The sequence below is a fragment of the Campylobacter sp. genome, assembly GCF_017646085.1.
In the GTDB taxonomy this organism is placed as follows: Bacteria; Campylobacterota; Campylobacteria; order Campylobacterales; family Campylobacteraceae; genus Campylobacter.
Genome location: NZ_JAGCNF010000037.1, coordinates 1 through 17,725 on the forward strand (window position 1 = coordinate 1; position 17,725 = coordinate 17,725).

The window sequence follows — 17,725 nt, forward strand, 5'->3', positions numbered from 1 at the left end:
CACTCTTTAGCAAAGCAACACCTTTTGATGAGAGCAAAACCATAAATAAAGCTGCTATAGCAAATGCAAATTTGGTATTTGGTGATAATACCGATGGTATGGCGTGGTTTAATCTTGATAATGATAATGCGATTTTGGCTGTAAATAATGAGTATATGAATCCAGAGATAATGTTTAATCATCAAGGTAAAAATATGAGCTTAGATGATGTGCGTTATGAGCAAAATTCTATAGGCGTAAGTATATTTGAGATATCAAAAAATAAAGATGGATATTATAGTGTTGTACTAGACTCGCCATATAATCGCCGAGTTACTGCTAATACAGAGATGGAAATTCAAGGTCCAGCCAGGGCTCATAAACTTATGAAAACGAAAGTCGATAAAAATGGTACTAAAGTTTTTGGTACTATTAATAACTGTGCTAGCGGTAAAACGCCTTGGGGGACATATCTTACTTGTGAAGAGAATTTTGATGATTTTTTTGGGTCTAGTGATAAAAATTATAAATTTAATCTAGCACAAAAACGCTATGGCCTTAGTATAAAAGGCGAAAATTATGAATGGAAACTAGATGAGAGATTTGATATAGCCAAAAATGAAAATGAACCAAATCGTTTTGGCTGGGTAGTAGAAATTGATCCATATAATCCAAACTCAACACCAATCAAACGCACTGCATTAGGTAGATTTAAGCACGAAAATGCTGAAATAGTAATAGCAAAAAATGGCGAAGTTGTGGTATATATGGGCGATGATGAAGCGGATGAATTTTTATATAAATTTGTTAGTAAAGCAAAATATAATCCAAATAAGCCTAATAAAGATATCTTAAATGAAGGTACATTGTATGTAGCAAAATTAAAAGACACCGCAGATTTTGCAGGTGTAGGCGAATGGGTGGCTTTAGAGTATGGCAAAAATGAATTAGACGAAAGAAATGGATTTAATAATCAAGGCGATGTAGTGATTAATGCAAGATTAGCAGCTAGTATAGTTGGTGCTACCCCTATGGATAGGCCAGAGTGGGTAGCAGCTGATCTAGATGGAAAATATGTATATGTAACCTTAACTAACAACTCCAAAAGAGTAGAAGTAAACGAATCAAATCCAAGAGCTAATAATATATATGGTCATATATTAAGATGGTCACCAAAAGGCGGAGATCATGCTAATGATAGTTTTAAATGGGATATATTTTTACTTGCTGGAAATCCTTTGAAATATCCAAATGATCTAAGAAAGGGAACTGGTAATATTAATGTAGAAAATATGTTTAATAGTCCAGATGGATTAAAATTTGATAAATTTGGTAGGCTATGGATACAAACCGATGGAAAATACTCTAATAAGGGCGATTATGAAGGAATGGGAAATAATCAAATGCTTTGTGCTAATCCCATTACTGGTGAAGTTAGAAGATTTTTAACCGGGCCAGTTGCTTGTGAGATTACTGGAATTGCCTTTAATGAAGATTATACAACTATGTTTGTAGGCATTCAGCATCCAGGTGAAAATTTAGCAAATAGCCACTATCCAAATGGCGGTAACTCTACTCCACGTAGTACAATAGTTCAAATTCGCAAAAAAGATGGCGGCATTATTGGATCATAAATATTATTTTTTACTATAGATATTAGTGTTTTTATTATTATCAAAACTTGCAATTAAAGCAAGTTGTGGTAATGACGATTTACCATAACGATTTTAAGAGCAAAGTGATGGTATGAAATTTATATTTAAAGATTATAAGCTTTTAAATACTGATGAAACTAAAGCGGTATTAGAGATTAGAAATAGCCCAGCTGTGCGAAATGCAAGCGCTACAAGTGAGATAATTAGTCTAGATGCTCATTGCAAATGGGTAGAAAATTTAGCGCCAAATTCATATTTTGCATTGATTATAGAGGATCAAATTATAGGTGGAATTAGTTTAAATGGTGAGTTTTGGGGGATATTTTTTAGCCAACAAAGTGAGCCAGTATCTAGATTGGTTTTTGCCTATATATTTTTAGAATACACAGCCCAAAAATTACCGCTTATAAAGTCTAAAATCAAAAAATCAAACGCTCAAGCGGTTAAATTTAATCAATTTTTTGGTTTTGAAATTTGTGCTGAGATAATCTTAAATGGAGAGAATTTTTATATCTTAGAATTAGAGCGTAAAAAATTTCAAAATTGCTCTAAAAATCCAGCATTTTTAAAAATTAAATCTATAGCAAATAGCGCTAAGATTGAGTTTGTTTTCTAGATTTTTTAAAGCGCTTAGTTAATTCAATTTGGTTAACTAAATTTACTTTTAAAGGTACTTTATAGCGCTCAAGGCGGGCTTTGCAGTGTGATTTTACCAGCTCTTTTATGGTGTTTTCATCAAGGTGGCTTACTACATCGCAAACTACCATTTGCCCAGTTATTAGCGATTTTTGGCCATATACTATCACATCTTTTATCTCTTCAAGCTCCATTATACAAGATTCTACCTCGCAAGCTAGTAGCTTATTTCCAGCAACATTTATCATCTGGCCTTCTCTGCCTAAAATTTGTAAAAATCCATCTTTATCTAGACAAACTAAATCCCCAGTATCAAACCACTCTTTGTTGTTTGTATTATTTGCATTTATATCATTATTATTTAAATATCCCAAAAACATAGTATCTGAACGAAGAAATAGCCTACCATCGATGATTTTATACTCACTTTTTGGCAATTTAAAACGGATTGAATTTGATGATTTAGAAACTGTTTGCAAAATTCCAGTCTCACTAGTACCAAAAGTTTGACTAAATTTCACCTTTGGGAATGCGGTTTTTAACCTCTTTAGTAGCCCCTCATTCATTGGTTCAGTGCCGTAAGTAATTAGTTTTAGACTACTTAAATTATTTTTTTGACATTCATTGCTTAGCAAAAGAAGATTTAAAAAACTTGGTGTAGTAGGCAGGATATTTACTCCAAATTTTTCAATATTTTTGCATATATTTTGCGGGGTAAAATCTTTTGCGATGATAAGTGTTAGGCCACCACAAAGACCTAAAAGCAAGCTATTTATCCCGCCAATATGATCAAATAGTAAAAATAGTAAGACTTTTAAATTTCGCTCTTTTTTACCTTTGTGGCTTTGTATTAATCTATCAAGACTATGCAAGATCGCCTTTGGTATGCCAAGTGTTCCGCTAGAAAAGAGTATTAGCCCACTTTGGCCTTTTAATTTAGTAGTTATTTGGTCTGAAATTTGGGGATTTAAATTTATAATATCACGCTCGCAGGTAATGAGCTTATTGGAGTTTGAGCTATTTAGATAGTTATTGATTTGAGATTGATTTGGCAGTAGGGTGATTATATTTTTATTTTGATAAAGAGCCAAAAAAAGAGCGATATTTTCAAAGCTGTATTTGCCACGCATTGCGACAATCTCGCCAGGTTTTACCCCATTTTGCTTTAAAAATTGACTAAATTCAAAGATTTTATCACTTAAATTAGCATAGCTAAACTCTACATCATTATCAATAATTGCAACTCTATTGCTCTTAGCAAAATGATTTATAATCTCTATCACCACACACCGCCTAGATATAAGCTCTGTCCGGTGATTAGGCGATTTTTTGTATCAAGAAAAAAGTCAATTGCGCTTTTAATATCGCTAAATTCGCTCATTTTAGGAATTGCTTGCTTAGCAAGAAGGGCAGAAATTTTATCTTTTGGGACGGCTTTTATTAAATCTGTTTGGGTTGGCGCAATTCCTAATAAATTTACACGAATCCCAAATACTCCAAGCTCTTTAGCGCTAATTTTTGTAAAACTCTCAACCGCTGCTTTCATACTTGCATAAATTGCCTCTCCTTCAAGACTAAGAGGCACGGCAATACTAGAGATATTTACTATGCTTCCATATTTTGCTCTTATCATTAGCTTTGATACCTCTTTAGTAAATAAAAAGGTTGATTTAAAATTTGCTTGGTAGAGCTTATCGGCTGTAGATGCAGTAGTTGTGATGATATGATTTAGGCTTGCAGCGCCAGCGTTGTTTATTAGGGCGTGGATTTTACCAAATTTACGCCCAAGATCTCGCACCATATCTATTACAGCACTCTCATTACTAGCATCAATCTCGTAGTGGTGATAGTTTGGATGAGTTAGGTTTGATTGATTTCTAGCACAACCAATCACAATATCGCCATCATCTAAGTAGCTTTTGGCTAAATTTAGCCCAATCCCACGGCTAGTACCAGTGATAATGATTAATCTACTCATTTAGTAGTTTGCAAATATATCTAGATAGGGTTTTTACACTGATAAATGGCGAGGTTGTTTGACTCATAGCCTTTTCATCGGCTAGGCTGATATTTTGACCTAACTCACCATAAAGCGCATACTCAAGCTCTACTAAAAACTCAATCAAGCCAATACTATCAAAAAGCGCCCCATTTGAGCCAAAAAGATAGCTATTTTCATCTATATTATCGCTATTTTTGATTTTTTTTGCGATTTTTATTATAAGATTTGTAACTCCTATTTGCACTACCTACCCCCCCCCTAATAAGTGTAAAAAGCTTAAAATTTGAGATAAATTTTACTAAATTTAACCTTTGTATATGTTAAAATACGATAAATCAATTCAAAGGTAAAGTATGAAAAAGATAGTGATATTTGGCACAGGTGCAGCAGGTAGAGCAATTTATAGAGCTATTAAGGATGATTTGAATGTAGTAGCATTTATTGATAATAGCACAGCCAAGCAAGGTAGCAAATTTGATGGTGTAGATATTTGTAGTGTTGAAAATCTAGTAAATTTGGATTATGATAGTGTATATTTAGGTGGAATTTGGGCTGATGATATGGAGGCTCAGCTGCGTACTTTAGGTATAGATGAGAGTCGTATTACTGTACTTGAAGAAAAAGATATATCATTTTCTACTCCATCTCGTGAGGTGGCAACTGATGAGGTAATGCGTGCGCTTGATGAGTATTTTAGAGATATTAAGATGGACTATTTTTTATGCAATTCTGGGCTTATCTCACTGCTTCGTGGCAATCCGCTAAGTATAGTAAGCGATGTGGATTTATATGTGATGAATTATGCTGATTTGGAGTATTTAGCAAGAGAGCTTCCACGTGCATTAGGTAGTAAATACAGGCTAAATTTACGCTATGTAGAGGGTGAGGCAGCTGTGAGAAGAGATGGAGAGATAAAGCGAATTTGTGTAGTAAATAATGAGAGTGAAAGTGTAGCTATAGATATTGGGCTATTTGATGAGTATGGTGAGCTTATGGTGTGCGATTATGATGATGGGCGGTTTTTTTACTTTCCAAAAGAGATTTTTGAGGGCGGATTTACTAGGTTAGAGTATAGAGGATTTGAGCTAAATGTACTAAAAAAATATGATGAGTATCTAGAGTTTATGTATGGTAAAAACTACTTAGAAATCCCAAAAAGATTTAGCTCAAATGATTATTTAAATCTAAAAACCAAGGACGAATTAGAAGCACTTATAGCGAGGCAATGACTCTAATACAAACACAGTTTTGCCCTGGTGTCGGGGCAAACTCGCTACTTTCATCAATAGAGATAATTTTAAAGCCATTTTGGATTAAATTTGCCTTAAATATATCTTGGTCTATAAATCGTCGGTAGTGACCATCGCTGATAAACTCACGCTGGCTAATGGCTTTGCCAATACCAAATTTACTATCATTTATACTTCTAGCCTCTACGACAAAAAGCCCGCTAGGCTTGAGTAAATTTTTGACATTTTTTATCAGTCCTTGCTCGGCGATATCATCAATGGCATGTAGCGTAAAACGGCTATAGCATATATCAAATTTATCTTTTAGGTTAAGTGGCGCAGTAAAATCAGCACAAATCCAGCTAGCTTTTTGGTTTTGTTTTTGCAAACTCTCAATAGCAATATGCGAACCATCAATAGCTACAACATCAATTCCTTGAGCGTTAAAGTATAAAGAATCCCTACCATTACCACAGCCAAACTCTATTAAGTTTGCTTTGCTTTTATTGCGCAAAAAGCTATTAAATATAAATTTAGCAAATTTGCTAGGCTCTTTAATCTCATTGTGTTCTAAGCTATAAAACTCATCCCAATAGGCACTATCTCTAAGCATTACTCACCGCCCCAAAAAGTATCACGCCCCAAGCTAGCACAGCTGCGCAAATAGATATAAATACAGCCGCACTCCCACAATCCTTAGCTACCTTAGCTAGTGGGTGAAAATCAGGACTAACAAGATCTATACAAGCCTCAATAGCGCTATTTACGCACTCCATTGCAAGGATAAAAAGCAAGCTCATTCCAAGTATAATCTGCTCTATGTTACTAAGTGGCAAAAACCAAATAGCTATAAATAAAGGCGTAATAATAAATAGCTCAATTTTAAATGAGCGCTCATTTTTTATCATCGCTTTTAAGCCGCTTAAAGCGTATATTGTATTGCTATAAAAATGGTATTTAGGTTTCATTTAACTCCTTTTAGCGATACCCTTTCTTTTTAGCACCTGCTAAAATAACCTTTATTTGAGGATCATAAAAGGCTTGAGTATGGCTATTTTTATAATAATCATCACCTTGACGCCAAGTTAGCAGATCTATATCTACTGTTTTGCCATTTTTGTTTATTGTAAATTTAGCACTCTTTATAAAATCATAAAGATAATAGGCAAAACTCAAGGCCGATATATTTCCGCTTTGAATGATTTGATTAATCTGAGCTATAATTATATCTTTTTTATCGTTTAAATCTTCTTTAGAGTAGTATGGCACATAATAGCTAGTGTAAAATTCGTTTTGTTTAAATATTCCTAAAGATTGATAATTATTGCTTTCGATAATTAAATTTTGATTTGTCAAATTTAATCTCTTGGCAGATTTTTATAGCTCATTTAGAGCTGCTCGTTCATTATCTTTACTAAGATTTTTAAAATCTAGCCAGATATGTGGGCTATACCCCCCCCCATTTTGATTTTGAGCTATTTTAAGCATATCTTTTAAGTTTAATCCAATGCTATCTTTTTTACCATTATGCCCAACATCAAAATAACCATCTATAAAATGCACATCAATCTCAAAATTTTGATAAATATTTTTAAAGTCTGCCAATTTTTTTGGCTCATTTGTTCTATGTAGCCAAATTTTGCTTGGTGAGGCAAATGGATAATTAGTCTTTAACTCTTTATCATAATCCTTACCAGAAAAGATTCTAATCCTATCGCTGTTAAATTTATCACTAAATATACTCCTACTAGGTTCAAAATCCTTGCTTGTAATACCTAAAATATCCATAAATCCATGGATAAAATCATCGCTCATAAGCGGTCTATTTTGCGCATTTTTGATTTTTTCTATTATTTGCGGATTGTTAGATTTAAACTTATCGCTAGTATAGATCATAAATGGAATCTCAACCATAAATCTAGAGGCATTTCCTTGGTTATGACCCATATACTCTCTAAAATCATAAACCTCATCAGCATGATCGCTAATATAAAATACAATAGCATTTTCATCGCTATAAAGCTTTAAAATTTCGCTTACTACATAATCATTATAAGCTGTAGCGTTGATGAAATTTAATTTCTCTTTTAAACCCTTTTTGCTAATTTTTTCACCATTTGGTAAGATATCTAGCCCAGCACTCTTTAGCTCATCTATATCAAAATATCTTACATTTTCATTGCTTTTATCAAATCTATTAGCATAAGCCATATGCGTTCCCATTAGGTGAAATATATGAAATTCCCTATCAGCCTTAACTCTATATTTTTGATATACATCTAGCAGTGCCTCATCAAAGTCATTTTTGAGTCCAATGCTAGTGCCAATCCTAGTAAATTCTCTAATCTCAGCACGATTAGATATAACCTCAGGTATATTACCCCATATAGATACGGCTTCTTGATTGCTAAACCACTGTGTTTTATATCCAGCGATTTTCATTAGATCTATGATATTCATATGTTCATACCATTTTGTGCTTTGGCTATTTTCATAGTTGCTAAATGTTAGTAGCTTAGCTAAGGCTGGATTGGTATGTGACTCAGATGAAATAGTATCACTAAACTCAAATAGATTACCACTAGCCCTAAGGGAGTTTAAATTTGGCGTAGTATCAAGCTTAAATCCATATAGACTTTGGTAGTTTCTTTGAGTAGATTCGCCAATTATTAGCACAACTTTTGGGATATTAAGAGTTGTAGTTAGATTATAATCTTTTTGCATTTGAGTATCTAGAGTTTTGGCTAACTCTTTAAATTCATTTAAATACCTGTTTTGTTCAGTTATTCCATCTTTGATAGTTATAAACCACCCGCCAAGTCTTAGCCTCTCATCTTCTAGATATTTTGTTCCTTTTGAAAAAATAGCAATTGATATAATAAGAAAAAGAGCAAAATATACTTTTGAATTTAGTGGTTTTGGATTAAATTTAAAAGGCAAATAGAAAAATAAAATAGAAACCCCAATAAAGCCAAGCAGAGCCAAAGCAACATTTAAACTAAAATAGCTTTGCATAAACTCAGCAGCTTCATTTGCCTGCGAGGCTAAAAGCGTATCAAAAAATATCGGATTTAGATAATTTGAAAAATTAATAAATAAAAATATCTCAACTATGCCAATAAAACCATAAATCAAAACAAAGCCAATTTCAAGAGTATTTTTAAGCCTTAAAGGCAAAAAGCGAAATAGATAAAATAGACAAAAAAATAGCCCACAAGTTTGGAAAAATATTTTAAAAAACTGCTTTAACCCTCCCCCTATGCTAAGTTCAAGCAACGCAAAAAGCATAGCATTAACAGCAGCAATATACCAAATCCTGCGGTTTAAAATCATCTCTTACCCCTTTTTGTAGTTTAAGCAGATGATTATAGCCAAATTAATGTTAAAATCCCAAATTACCTTGGGTCGTGAGTAAATGGATTATTTTTATAAATGATAAAATATCGCCCACTAAACATCAAAAACACAAGCCCAACAAAAATCGCTGGTATAGTTATATAAAATGCTTGCAAATATTGCGATAAAAATACTCTAGAAATCACTGCTATAAACAAAAAGCCAAGCCCCATTTTACCACAAAATGGCAAGTTTAAAACTATTTGGCCGCTATGACGAAGCGATGAGACATTAAAGATGAAAAATATAAATCCAAGTAGTGTCCATATAGTAATTCCATGTAGAATTTGCAAGCCAAATCCAGCACTAAAGAGCAAATTTAACCCAAAAGCACTATATAAAACCCCGCTTCCTAAAATTAAAACATAGTAAATAACTGTATAATGCACACTAAGAAGCTCCCTATGATGCCACTGTGCAACTCTACTAAGAAGTACAAGTCCAGCTCCAAAAGCGATAAATCCTTGAGTCATTGAATCTAAATTAAAAAGAGTAGCATATGTTAGCAAGATTACAAATAAAAGCGATATATTTTTTAAAATTGGATTTGGGATAAAGATATATTGATTATTTTCTTTGCCAAATTTTCTATCAAGTGCAGCCCTGCCAAGTGTAATGCTTACTCTAAAACCAATCAAAATAATTCCAGCTACATAGCAGTGCAAAAGCGCATAAGAGTTTATCAAATTTTGACTATCAAAAAGCGCTAAAATTTCAATCAAAGCAGTAGTAAAAAGCAAAAAAACCAAGGCAAAATTATCATAATTTTTACCTAAAATTAGCCAAAACAGCACGCATAAAGCTAAAAATAGCCAAAAAATTGCTACAAAAATCCGCCCATCAAAACCAGCAAATTTGGCCACTAAAGCCAAATTTAAAAGTATAAATCCAGCTACGCTATAAGGGATTAAACTCCCTTTAAATCCAGTCCAATCAACCACTGCAGTAAATAAAAATCCACAAAATGCTGAAGCGCAAAAAAGTTCTAAAAATATAAACTGATGAAGCCCTATAAAATCGCCAATTCTAAATCCTAATACGCACGCACCCAAAATCCCCAAAACTCCAGAGTATATAAAAAATATTCGCATCGGATGAGCAAAAAAATCATAAATCAAGCTATTTTTAATCAAAATATATTCTCCCTTTAAATTCACTATTAAATAGCGATTTTATCGCATTTTCATCTAAATTTTTTCTATCTATATTAAGCGATTTTTCTACCCTCATTCCATAAGCACTAAGAAATAAAATCTTATTAGAAATCTTGCACGCCTCATACGCATCATGCGTTACTAAGATTACGCTAGCGTTACGCTCTTTAATTAGGCTTTGTAATTTAGCAATCAAAATCTCACGCATAGCAAAATCTAGCCCACCAAAAGGCTCATCAAGTAGTATTAGCCCAGCATTTGCTGCCATTGCACGCACAAATGCCACTCTAGCACGCATTCCACCGCTTAACTCTGCTGGATAGCGCTTAGCATCTAAGCTAGTAATGCCAAGTTCATTTAGCATCTCATAAATCCATTTAGAATTTTCTCTCTCCATAACCAAAGCTATATTCTCATAAGCGCTTAAATTCTCAAACAAGCGATGTTCTTGAAACATATAAGCGATTTTGGAATTTAAATTTATCTTACCACCATTTGGACGCAAAATTCCGCTAACTAGCTTTAAAAATGTGCTTTTACCACAACCACTAGGGCCAAAAAGTGTTATAATCTCTCCAGGATTTATGTTTAGATTAAAATCTTCAATTATTACCTTTTGAGCTAGATTATAGTGTAAATTCTTAACTTCTAAAATACTCATTTTATCCTCTTATTATCTAGCCACGGTAAAAATATTATACGAAGCGGAGTAATAATAAAAAAGTTAAAAAGCAAAATAAGCCCAACCATTATTACAACATATGCTAATACCTCAGTCATATCTAGATAGGTTCTAGCATTAGCTATCATCGCTCCTACGCCATTACTAGAGCCTAAAAGTTCTGCCATTATCATAATCTTTATCCCCATAGCAAATACAATGTTAAGCGAATTTAAAAGATGTGGCAAGATATGTGGTAGATAAAACGCCTTTAGCCGCTTTAAAATCCCAAGTTTATAAACAAAGCAAACATCTCTAAGAGAAGAATCAAGTGTAATAATACTAAGCATCGAATTTGCAAAGCTAAGCGGAAAAATAGCTATAAAAACCGAAAATATAACACTAACATCGCCAAGCCCAAACCAAAAAAGCGCTAATACAATCCATATAATTGGTGCAATTCCTAAAAGTATATCCATCAGCGGACGGCAAAGCTTAGCAAGGGTTTTAAAGCTTCCAGCCATTATCCCAAGAACCACACCAGCAATAAAGGCTAAAGTAGTAGCAATTATTACACGCCAAAGGGTAATTAAAATTTGGCTATCACTATTTAAAAGCAACTCATAAGAGCGAGTCAAAACCTCCATTGGAGCTGGCAAGATAAAACTCCCCATCAAATTTGACCCAACTTGCCAAACTCCAAAAAGTAAAGCAATAATCCCAAGCCCACTAAGCCCTTCTATTAAGTAATTACTAATTCTATGAAACCAATTTAAACGCAAAGTAGCATTATCTTTTATTATCATAGATATAAGCCTTGTGATGGAATTTTTCCGCCAATTAGCTTAGGATTTATCCTATATATAATCTCAAAAAAGTTATTTAAACTTTGAGTTATATCGCTACATTTTTGCAAAGTAAAATTAGAGTAAGCAATGGCATTTTTTATTGCATCTTGAGGAGCTAGAAGGTATTTTGTACCAAATTTAGCGGCTTGATTGGGATTAGAGTTTATCCACTTAAGCGCATTTTGCAAATCATTATAAAAAGCATTAAAAAATTCTAAATTTCTTTTATAAAACTCTCCACGAACGATTAATCCAGCTTGTGGAATTTGGGGGCAGTCTTGGAATTTACTAGCCCAAAGCGTTTGAATATCTAGACTACGATGGATTTTTATACCATTATTTTGTGCTTTTAGTTGCATAGCTGAAGCGATTGGCTCTTGAGTTAATATAGCATCAAATTCACGCCTTAAAAATAGCATAACCGCCTCAGGCGGAGTCTGAACATATGTGATATTAATCTGCTCAATATCTACGCCAAAGGCCTTACAAAGCGCTTTAAAAATTATATCTGGTAGGTCGTTTTTAAAAGACATTATAAGCTTTTTGCCTTGTAAATCTTTTAGTTCATTTATATTTTGATGTTTGCTAAAGATATAATTTAGCCCATTTGTTAAAATATTTAGCATTTTTACATCTACGCCTTGATTATACAAATTAGCAGCAATATTACAAGGCGAAGCACAAAGCATAAAACTCCCACCAGCAAACCCAGCACGCAGTTGATCTGGATTTCTCCACTCTTTATAGTTTAAATTTAGCATATCTCTAGCCTTGCCATTTCTCATAGCAATAGCCAAAGGTAGACCAATTAAAGCTGGCGCACTCCATATATCAAGGCTATTTTTAGTGTTACCAAATAGTAGATTTGGTACGCTCAAAGCTCCAAAAGCCCCAAGCATAAGCCTTGCGCTAAAACGACAAAATTCTCGTCTATCACTCATAAAATCTCCAAACCCAAATGATTTAGATAATAATACAAAAATTATCTCAAATAAATCTTAAATTTTTTCTCAATTTTTAATTTTATAAACCATTGTTTTATATAAATTTAGATAAAATTCGCACCCTAATCTCCATAAAAGGCAGAAAATGGCAGCCAAACAACTCTCTTTAAGAGCCCTTAGTATTCCTATATTTTTTGAACTATTTTTACGCTATTTATCATTGATTATAAATACTTTAATGGTTGCTGCATACTCAAATTTCTTAGTTGGGGCTATGGGTGCGGGTAATCAAATTTTAGATATTTTTATAACTATTTTTACATTTTTAAGTATTGGTTGTTCTGTTGTCATCACTCAAGCAATTGGTGCTAAAGATAAAGCTTTAGCTAGAAAAGCTATCCATCAAAGTCTATTTTTAAACTCAATTTTAGGCCTTATTTGTGCAATAGGGATTTTGTGGCAAGGTGAGCAGATTTTAGAGCTGATGAATGTACCAAATGAGCTAATGAGTCAAAGCACTATTTATCTATATATGCTTGGAATTTGTCTATTTTTTGATGCTGTTGGCATAGTATTAGCTTCGATAATTCGGGTTTATAATAGGGCTTATAGCGTTATGTTTGTAACGATTTTGATGGATGGGATTACGGTACTTGGGAATTATTACGCATTAAACTACACCCAAAGCGAGCTTTTAGGAGTAGGGCTTTCTACCATTGCTGGGCGAGTTGTAGCAATTGTGATTTTGATATTTATGCTTATTTATCTGCTTAAATTTAAGCCATCATTTAAAGAATTTATCAAAATTGAAAAAATTGTAGTAAATAAGATATTAAAAATTGGCGGCTGGGCAGCCGGAGAGAATCTTTTATGGATTATTCAATATACTATCGCTTTTGGTTTTGTAGCTAGTCTTGGCAAAGAAAATCTTAGTGTTCAAACGATCTATTTTCAAATTTCACTATTTATAATGCTCATTGGTCAAGCAATTAGTGTAGCAAATGAGATAATAATTGGTAAATTAGTAGGCGCTAAAAAATTACAAATCGCATATAAGCACACTTGGCGTGCTTTATATATTAGTATCTTAGCATCGTTTTTAGTATCACTTGCTAATTTTGCATTCAATCAGCAGACAATGAGCATATTAAATTTAAATATAGAATTACAAGAGTTAATGATACCACTATTTGCTCTATCTATATTTTTAGAAGTCGCTAGAACATTTAATATTATAATGGTAAATTCGCTTCGTGCTAGTGGGGATGCGAGATTTTGCTTTTATAGTGGAGTAGTTTTTATGTTTGGGGTTTCGCTTCCAGTAGGATATATTTTATGTTTTAATTTTGGGCTTGGAATTTTAGGTATTTGGATTGGATTTTGTGCTGATGAGGCGCTTCGTGGGATAACAAACGCTTGGAGATGGAAAAGCAAAAAATGGCAAGATAAAGCCGTAGTTTAATAAATTCAGATAAAAATTATATTAATCAAAATTTAATTAAATTTGGGCGTTATTTTTAATTAAAAATAGACTTTAAACTATGCTAAAACCGAGCTTTAAGTTAAAATTTATTGACAAAAAAATTAAATTTCATTACAATTTCATTTAACATTTTTATCTTTTTGGGAAGGAGGATAAAGTGCAAGGTAATAGTAATAACTCTACATTTATGTGGTTTTTGGTTGTTTTGGTAATTATCATTGTTGGTGCTGGATATACTTTTTACAACGCTAAAGGTATGTCATATTTTAGCGATGATAGTGCAGCCTGTAATAACTGCCATGTTATGAATGATGTATATGCTAGCTGGCGTAAAAGCCCACACTCAAGAGAGATTAACGGCAAACCGATTGCAAGCTGTAATGACTGCCATTTACCAAATGAATTTGTAAATAAATGGATAGCCAAAGCTCAAAGTGGTGTTTCCCACGCTTATGCATTTACCTTTAATCTAGATGATTTACCGCAAAATTTCACTGCAACTAAAATGAGTAAAAATATGGTACAAGCAAACTGTGTACGCTGTCACTCTCAAATGGTATCAGTAGTGGTAAATCCAACAACAACTGTAAATCATGCCAATGAACAGCTAAGCTGTGTTAAATGTCACGCTAGCGTAGGTCACACTCGTGGATTCTAAGGCTGATTTAAATACTTTGGTAGCAAAGTAAATTTAACTTTTATAGAAAGGATAAGAGTATGAAAAAGGCTCTTTTGGCGGTATTAGCTATCGTTGTCTTGATCGGATTTGTGCTATTTAACAAAGACATTTCAAGCAAAAAAGCTCAGCCTGATATGGCTGGCGTAGTCTCTAAAGATGTGGTGAATATGAGCGATGATGATCCACGCTTTAATGTTTGGGGTAAAAATTTCCCTGAATATGTAGATATGTATACAACAGTTGAAAATGAAGCACCATTTGAGACTGAATTTGGTGGAAACCACGCATATTCTAAACTAATTAGATATCCACAACTTACAGTTTTATGGGCTGGATATCCATTCTCTATGGACGCAAATGAAGAACGCGGCCACTTCTGGATCCAAGTAGATCAAATGGATACAGCAAGAAACAATAAAGATTTCTTAAATTCACACGGCTTTGCAGGTTTTGGTGGTCAGCCAGCTGCTTGTATGAACTGCCATAGCGGTTGGACAAAATGGCTAGAAAACAACGCTGCTTTAGGTGATACACCTCGTGAAAAATGGGTATCATTTAACAGCGCTAAATACTGGACAATGATCAAAAATGTACCAGCTCTAGAAGGTATCACAGAAAATAGCCCAGAACACAGCGGTCCTCACGGCGGTAAAAGAATGGGTGTTGCCTGTGCTGATTGTCACGTACCAAATACAATGGAACTTCGTGTAACTCGTACAGCGTTAATTAATGCTTTAACAAAATGGAGAGGCTATGAAGCAGATCCTGTAACTGGTGTTAAAGCTACAAGAAGCGAAATGAGAACTCTAGTTTGTGCACAATGTCACGTTGAATACTATTTCCGCCCAACTGGTGAAAAAGTAAAAACTATCGGTGAAACAATCGCTAATGATGCTGATAAAAAATGGTGGAATGGAACTCAAAAAACTTATGATGAGTTTGATAGCTGGAGAGATGGCAATAAAGCTACTGAAATTGAAGTTGCAGGTATTGAGCTAGTATTCCCATGGAAACAATGGGGTAAAAATGAGCCATTTAGAATTGAAATGTTTGATGAGTACTATGATGAAAACTCAACTCGCAGCATATTCCCACAAGATTGGCCACACAAAATTACTAAAGCACCAATGCTAAAAATTCAACACCCTGAAACAGAGCTATATTCAAGCTCAGTTCACGCAGCAAATGGTGTAAGCTGTGCTGATTGTCATATGCCATATGTAAGAAAAGGCTCAAGCAAAATGACAAATCACAATGTAACTTCTCCACTTAAAGATATTAACGCTGCTTGTAAAAGCTGCCATACTCAAAGTGAAGAGTACCTAAAAGCACAAATCACTGATATCCAAAGATCAATCGCATTTGATCTAAGATCAGTAGAATATGCTACAGTAAGCCTAATTAACGATATTAAAAATATGCGTGAGAGACTTGCAGCGCTACCTGAATTCCAAACAGATGGTAAAGCAGATGATAAGAAAATCTCAGAAGTATTAAAAGATGTCCTAGAGCTACACAGAAAAGGCCAAATGAGAGGCGATTTCGTAGGTGCTGAGAACTCAACAGGCTTCCACAGCCCAAGAGAAGCTAGCAGAATGCTACTTCAAGCGCTAGAAATGGCTAGAATGGGTCAAACTAAACTAGTAGAAATCGCTATGCAATATGGCTTTACAGATTTCAAAGTTAGCGATTTAGGATTTGAAGATATTCAAAAACTAAACCCAGGCGACATCCGCTATAAAGTTGATCTAAATGACGCTCGCCAAAGCACAGCTAAAAATCACAAAGCTGGAGATCGCTACTATGATCACCATAATGTAAATGATGGTCCAGACGCTAAACTTCTAGAACTAGATAAAAACAACAAACCTTACAACTATAAGGTTCTTGACTAATCTAGATAGTAGGGCGGGGCTTAGGCTCCGCCTCTTATATTTATAAATCAAATTTAATTCTATTAAACTCAATAATCATAATACAACTATTATCGCTTTTTATATCAATAAAAAAGTATTGATAATTTTGATAATTAATATTATTATAAGTCTTCTTTAGCTACTATTTTACAATCAAATCAACAAAAGGAAAATAGATGAAAAAATTACTTTTAACTGCGGCTTTTGCTTGTATGGCTTTAGCTAATGAGATAAATTTATATAGTGGCAAAGGGCTAGATCCAAAACTTGCTAATATGTTTGAATCCCAAACTGGAATTAAAATAAATATCATAAAAGATAAAGAACAAATGGCCAAAATGAACGCACCAGACTCCAAGGCTGATCTGTTTATGGGTATGGATGTAAGCACATTTGCTAAATTGCAAAATGATGACAAGCTTGCTCCAGCTAAATCTAAAATTATAGATAGTATCGTCCCAGCAAATTTAAAAGATAAAAATAACGAATGGATAGGGCTATCTAAAAGAGCTAGAGTAATTGTCTATGACAAAAAGGCAATTGATCCAAAACTAATCCAAAATTACGAAGATTTAGCAAAACCAGAGCTAAAAGGCAAGCTATTAATGCGAACATCAAATGTCTCATTTAATAGATCTTTGCTAGCCTCTATCATTGCAAATGATGGCGAAGATAGAGCCAAAGAGTGGACCAAAGGTACTCTAAATAATCTAGCTAGAGATCCAAAAGGTGGCGATAGAGAACAGGCTCGTGGCGTATATGAAGGAATTGGAGCAGTAGGTGTGATGAATAGCTACTATATCATTACACTACTAAATTCTAAAAAGCAAAGCGACCAAGAAACTGCCAAAAGCCTAGGCGTAATATTCCCTAATCAAGATGGCCGTGGAGCGCATATTAATATCAGTGGAATCGCCCTTTTAAAATCTAGCCAAAATAAAGACGCAGCTATTAAATTTATAGAGTTTATGCTAAGCAAAGAGGCTCAAGAAATTTTAGTATCTACAAGCCATGAATACCCAGTAAATAAAGACGCCAAACCAAGTAAAGAGATTGCAGCATTAGGCAAATTCAAAGAAGATACCATATCGCTTAATAAAGTTGCTAATGAGCTAGAAAACGCACAAAAAATCTATAAAGAAC

At 33.8% G+C, this 17,725-nt stretch carries 18 protein-coding genes; 7 read left to right on the forward strand and 11 right to left on the reverse strand.

From position 1 onward, the window contains the following. Positions 1-1,613 (forward strand): PhoX family phosphatase (locus J6V67_RS01780; RefSeq protein WP_291857701.1); only part of this gene is annotated, 1,613 nt, incomplete at its 5' end. Positions 1,614-1,725: 112 nt separating this feature from the next. Further along, entirely contained in the window at positions 1,726-2,250 is a 525-nt protein-coding gene (locus J6V67_RS01785; protein WP_291857703.1) for a hypothetical protein, read from the forward strand. On the opposite strand, the gene J6V67_RS01790 is transcribed toward J6V67_RS01785, so the two are convergent. The 3 genes from J6V67_RS01790 to J6V67_RS01800 are packed head-to-tail and all read right to left on the reverse strand — an operon-like array spanning position 2,228 to position 4,516. Next, positions 2,228-3,553 (reverse strand): AMP-binding protein, encoded by a 1,326-nt coding sequence (locus J6V67_RS01790; RefSeq protein ID WP_291857706.1) that lies wholly within the window; start codon positions 3,551-3,553, stop codon positions 2,228-2,230. The two genes, J6V67_RS01785 and J6V67_RS01790, sit on opposite strands and share 23 nt — an antisense overlap. Beyond that, a complete protein-coding gene (locus tag J6V67_RS01795; protein ID WP_291857708.1) occupies positions 3,550-4,248 on the reverse strand; it encodes an SDR family NAD(P)-dependent oxidoreductase in 699 nt (232 codons plus the stop codon). Before J6V67_RS01795 ends, J6V67_RS01790 begins: the two co-directional genes overlap by 4 nt. After that, complete coding sequence (locus J6V67_RS01800) at positions 4,241-4,516, reverse strand: hypothetical protein (protein WP_291857710.1); 276 nt, start codon at positions 4,514-4,516, stop codon at positions 4,241-4,243. The genes J6V67_RS01795 and J6V67_RS01800 overlap by 8 nt, the downstream gene beginning before the upstream one ends. 109 nt (positions 4,517-4,625) lie before the next feature. Between J6V67_RS01800 and J6V67_RS01805 the strand changes: the two genes are divergently transcribed. Then, complete coding sequence (locus J6V67_RS01805; protein ID WP_291857712.1) at positions 4,626-5,501, forward strand: hypothetical protein; 876 nt, start codon at positions 4,626-4,628, stop codon at positions 5,499-5,501. Here the strand turns inward: J6V67_RS01805 and J6V67_RS01810 are convergent. The 8 genes from J6V67_RS01810 to J6V67_RS01845 all read right to left on the reverse strand — a co-directional run bounded on the left by J6V67_RS01810 (position 5,485) and on the right by J6V67_RS01845 (position 12,501). Next, positions 5,485-6,114, reverse strand: coding sequence for a methyltransferase domain-containing protein (locus J6V67_RS01810; protein WP_291857714.1), 630 nt, complete (start codon positions 6,112-6,114; stop codon positions 5,485-5,487). The genes J6V67_RS01805 and J6V67_RS01810 overlap by 17 nt on opposite strands. Further along, a complete protein-coding gene (locus tag J6V67_RS01815; RefSeq protein WP_291857716.1) occupies positions 6,107-6,469 on the reverse strand; it encodes a diacylglycerol kinase in 363 nt (120 codons plus the stop codon). The genes J6V67_RS01810 and J6V67_RS01815 overlap by 8 nt, the downstream gene beginning before the upstream one ends. A 10-nt stretch (positions 6,470-6,479) precedes the next feature. After that, positions 6,480-6,857: a hypothetical protein gene (locus J6V67_RS01820; RefSeq protein WP_291857718.1), complete on the reverse strand. Its 378-nt coding sequence runs from the start codon at positions 6,855-6,857 to the stop codon at positions 6,480-6,482. Positions 6,858-6,878: 21 nt separating this feature from the next. After that, positions 6,879-8,834, reverse strand: coding sequence for a sulfatase-like hydrolase/transferase (locus J6V67_RS01825; protein ID WP_291857720.1), 1,956 nt, complete (start codon positions 8,832-8,834; stop codon positions 6,879-6,881). Positions 8,835-8,896: 62 nt separating this feature from the next. Beyond that, positions 8,897-10,030, reverse strand: coding sequence for an NnrS family protein (locus J6V67_RS01830; RefSeq protein ID WP_291857722.1), 1,134 nt, complete (start codon positions 10,028-10,030; stop codon positions 8,897-8,899). Beyond that, positions 10,023-10,712 carry an ABC transporter ATP-binding protein gene (locus J6V67_RS01835; protein WP_291857724.1) on the reverse strand — a complete coding sequence of 230 codons (690 nt, stop codon included), beginning with the start codon at positions 10,710-10,712 and terminating at the stop codon, positions 10,023-10,025. Before J6V67_RS01835 ends, J6V67_RS01830 begins: the two co-directional genes overlap by 8 nt. Continuing rightward, positions 10,709-11,518 carry an ABC transporter permease gene (locus tag J6V67_RS01840; protein WP_291857725.1) on the reverse strand — a complete coding sequence of 270 codons (810 nt, stop codon included), beginning with the start codon at positions 11,516-11,518 and terminating at the stop codon, positions 10,709-10,711. The genes J6V67_RS01835 and J6V67_RS01840 overlap by 4 nt, the downstream gene beginning before the upstream one ends. After that, positions 11,515-12,501, reverse strand: coding sequence for an ABC transporter substrate-binding protein (locus J6V67_RS01845; protein ID WP_291857727.1), 987 nt, complete (start codon positions 12,499-12,501; stop codon positions 11,515-11,517). The genes J6V67_RS01840 and J6V67_RS01845 overlap by 4 nt, the downstream gene beginning before the upstream one ends. Before the next feature lie 148 nt (positions 12,502-12,649). Here J6V67_RS01845 and J6V67_RS01850 point away from each other — a divergent pair, with 148 nt between their 5' ends. The 4 genes from J6V67_RS01850 to J6V67_RS01865 all read left to right on the forward strand — a co-directional run. Further along, positions 12,650-13,966: an MATE family efflux transporter gene (locus J6V67_RS01850; RefSeq protein WP_291857729.1), complete on the forward strand. Its 1,317-nt coding sequence runs from the start codon at positions 12,650-12,652 to the stop codon at positions 13,964-13,966. 208 nt (positions 13,967-14,174) lie between these two features. After that, positions 14,175-14,645 carry a cytochrome c nitrite reductase small subunit gene (gene nrfH, locus J6V67_RS01855; RefSeq protein ID WP_291857736.1) on the forward strand — a complete coding sequence of 157 codons (471 nt, stop codon included), beginning with the start codon at positions 14,175-14,177 and terminating at the stop codon, positions 14,643-14,645. Positions 14,646-14,704: 59 nt separating this feature from the next. Beyond that, the gene (locus J6V67_RS01860) at positions 14,705-16,561 is read left to right on the forward strand and encodes an ammonia-forming cytochrome c nitrite reductase subunit c552 (protein ID WP_291857731.1); all 1,857 of its coding nucleotides are present in this window, start codon (positions 14,705-14,707) and stop codon (positions 16,559-16,561) included. A gap of 197 nt (positions 16,562-16,758) precedes the next feature. Continuing rightward, on the forward strand, positions 16,759-17,725 hold a 967-nt coding region (locus tag J6V67_RS01865), incomplete at its 3' end, for an extracellular solute-binding protein (protein WP_291857734.1).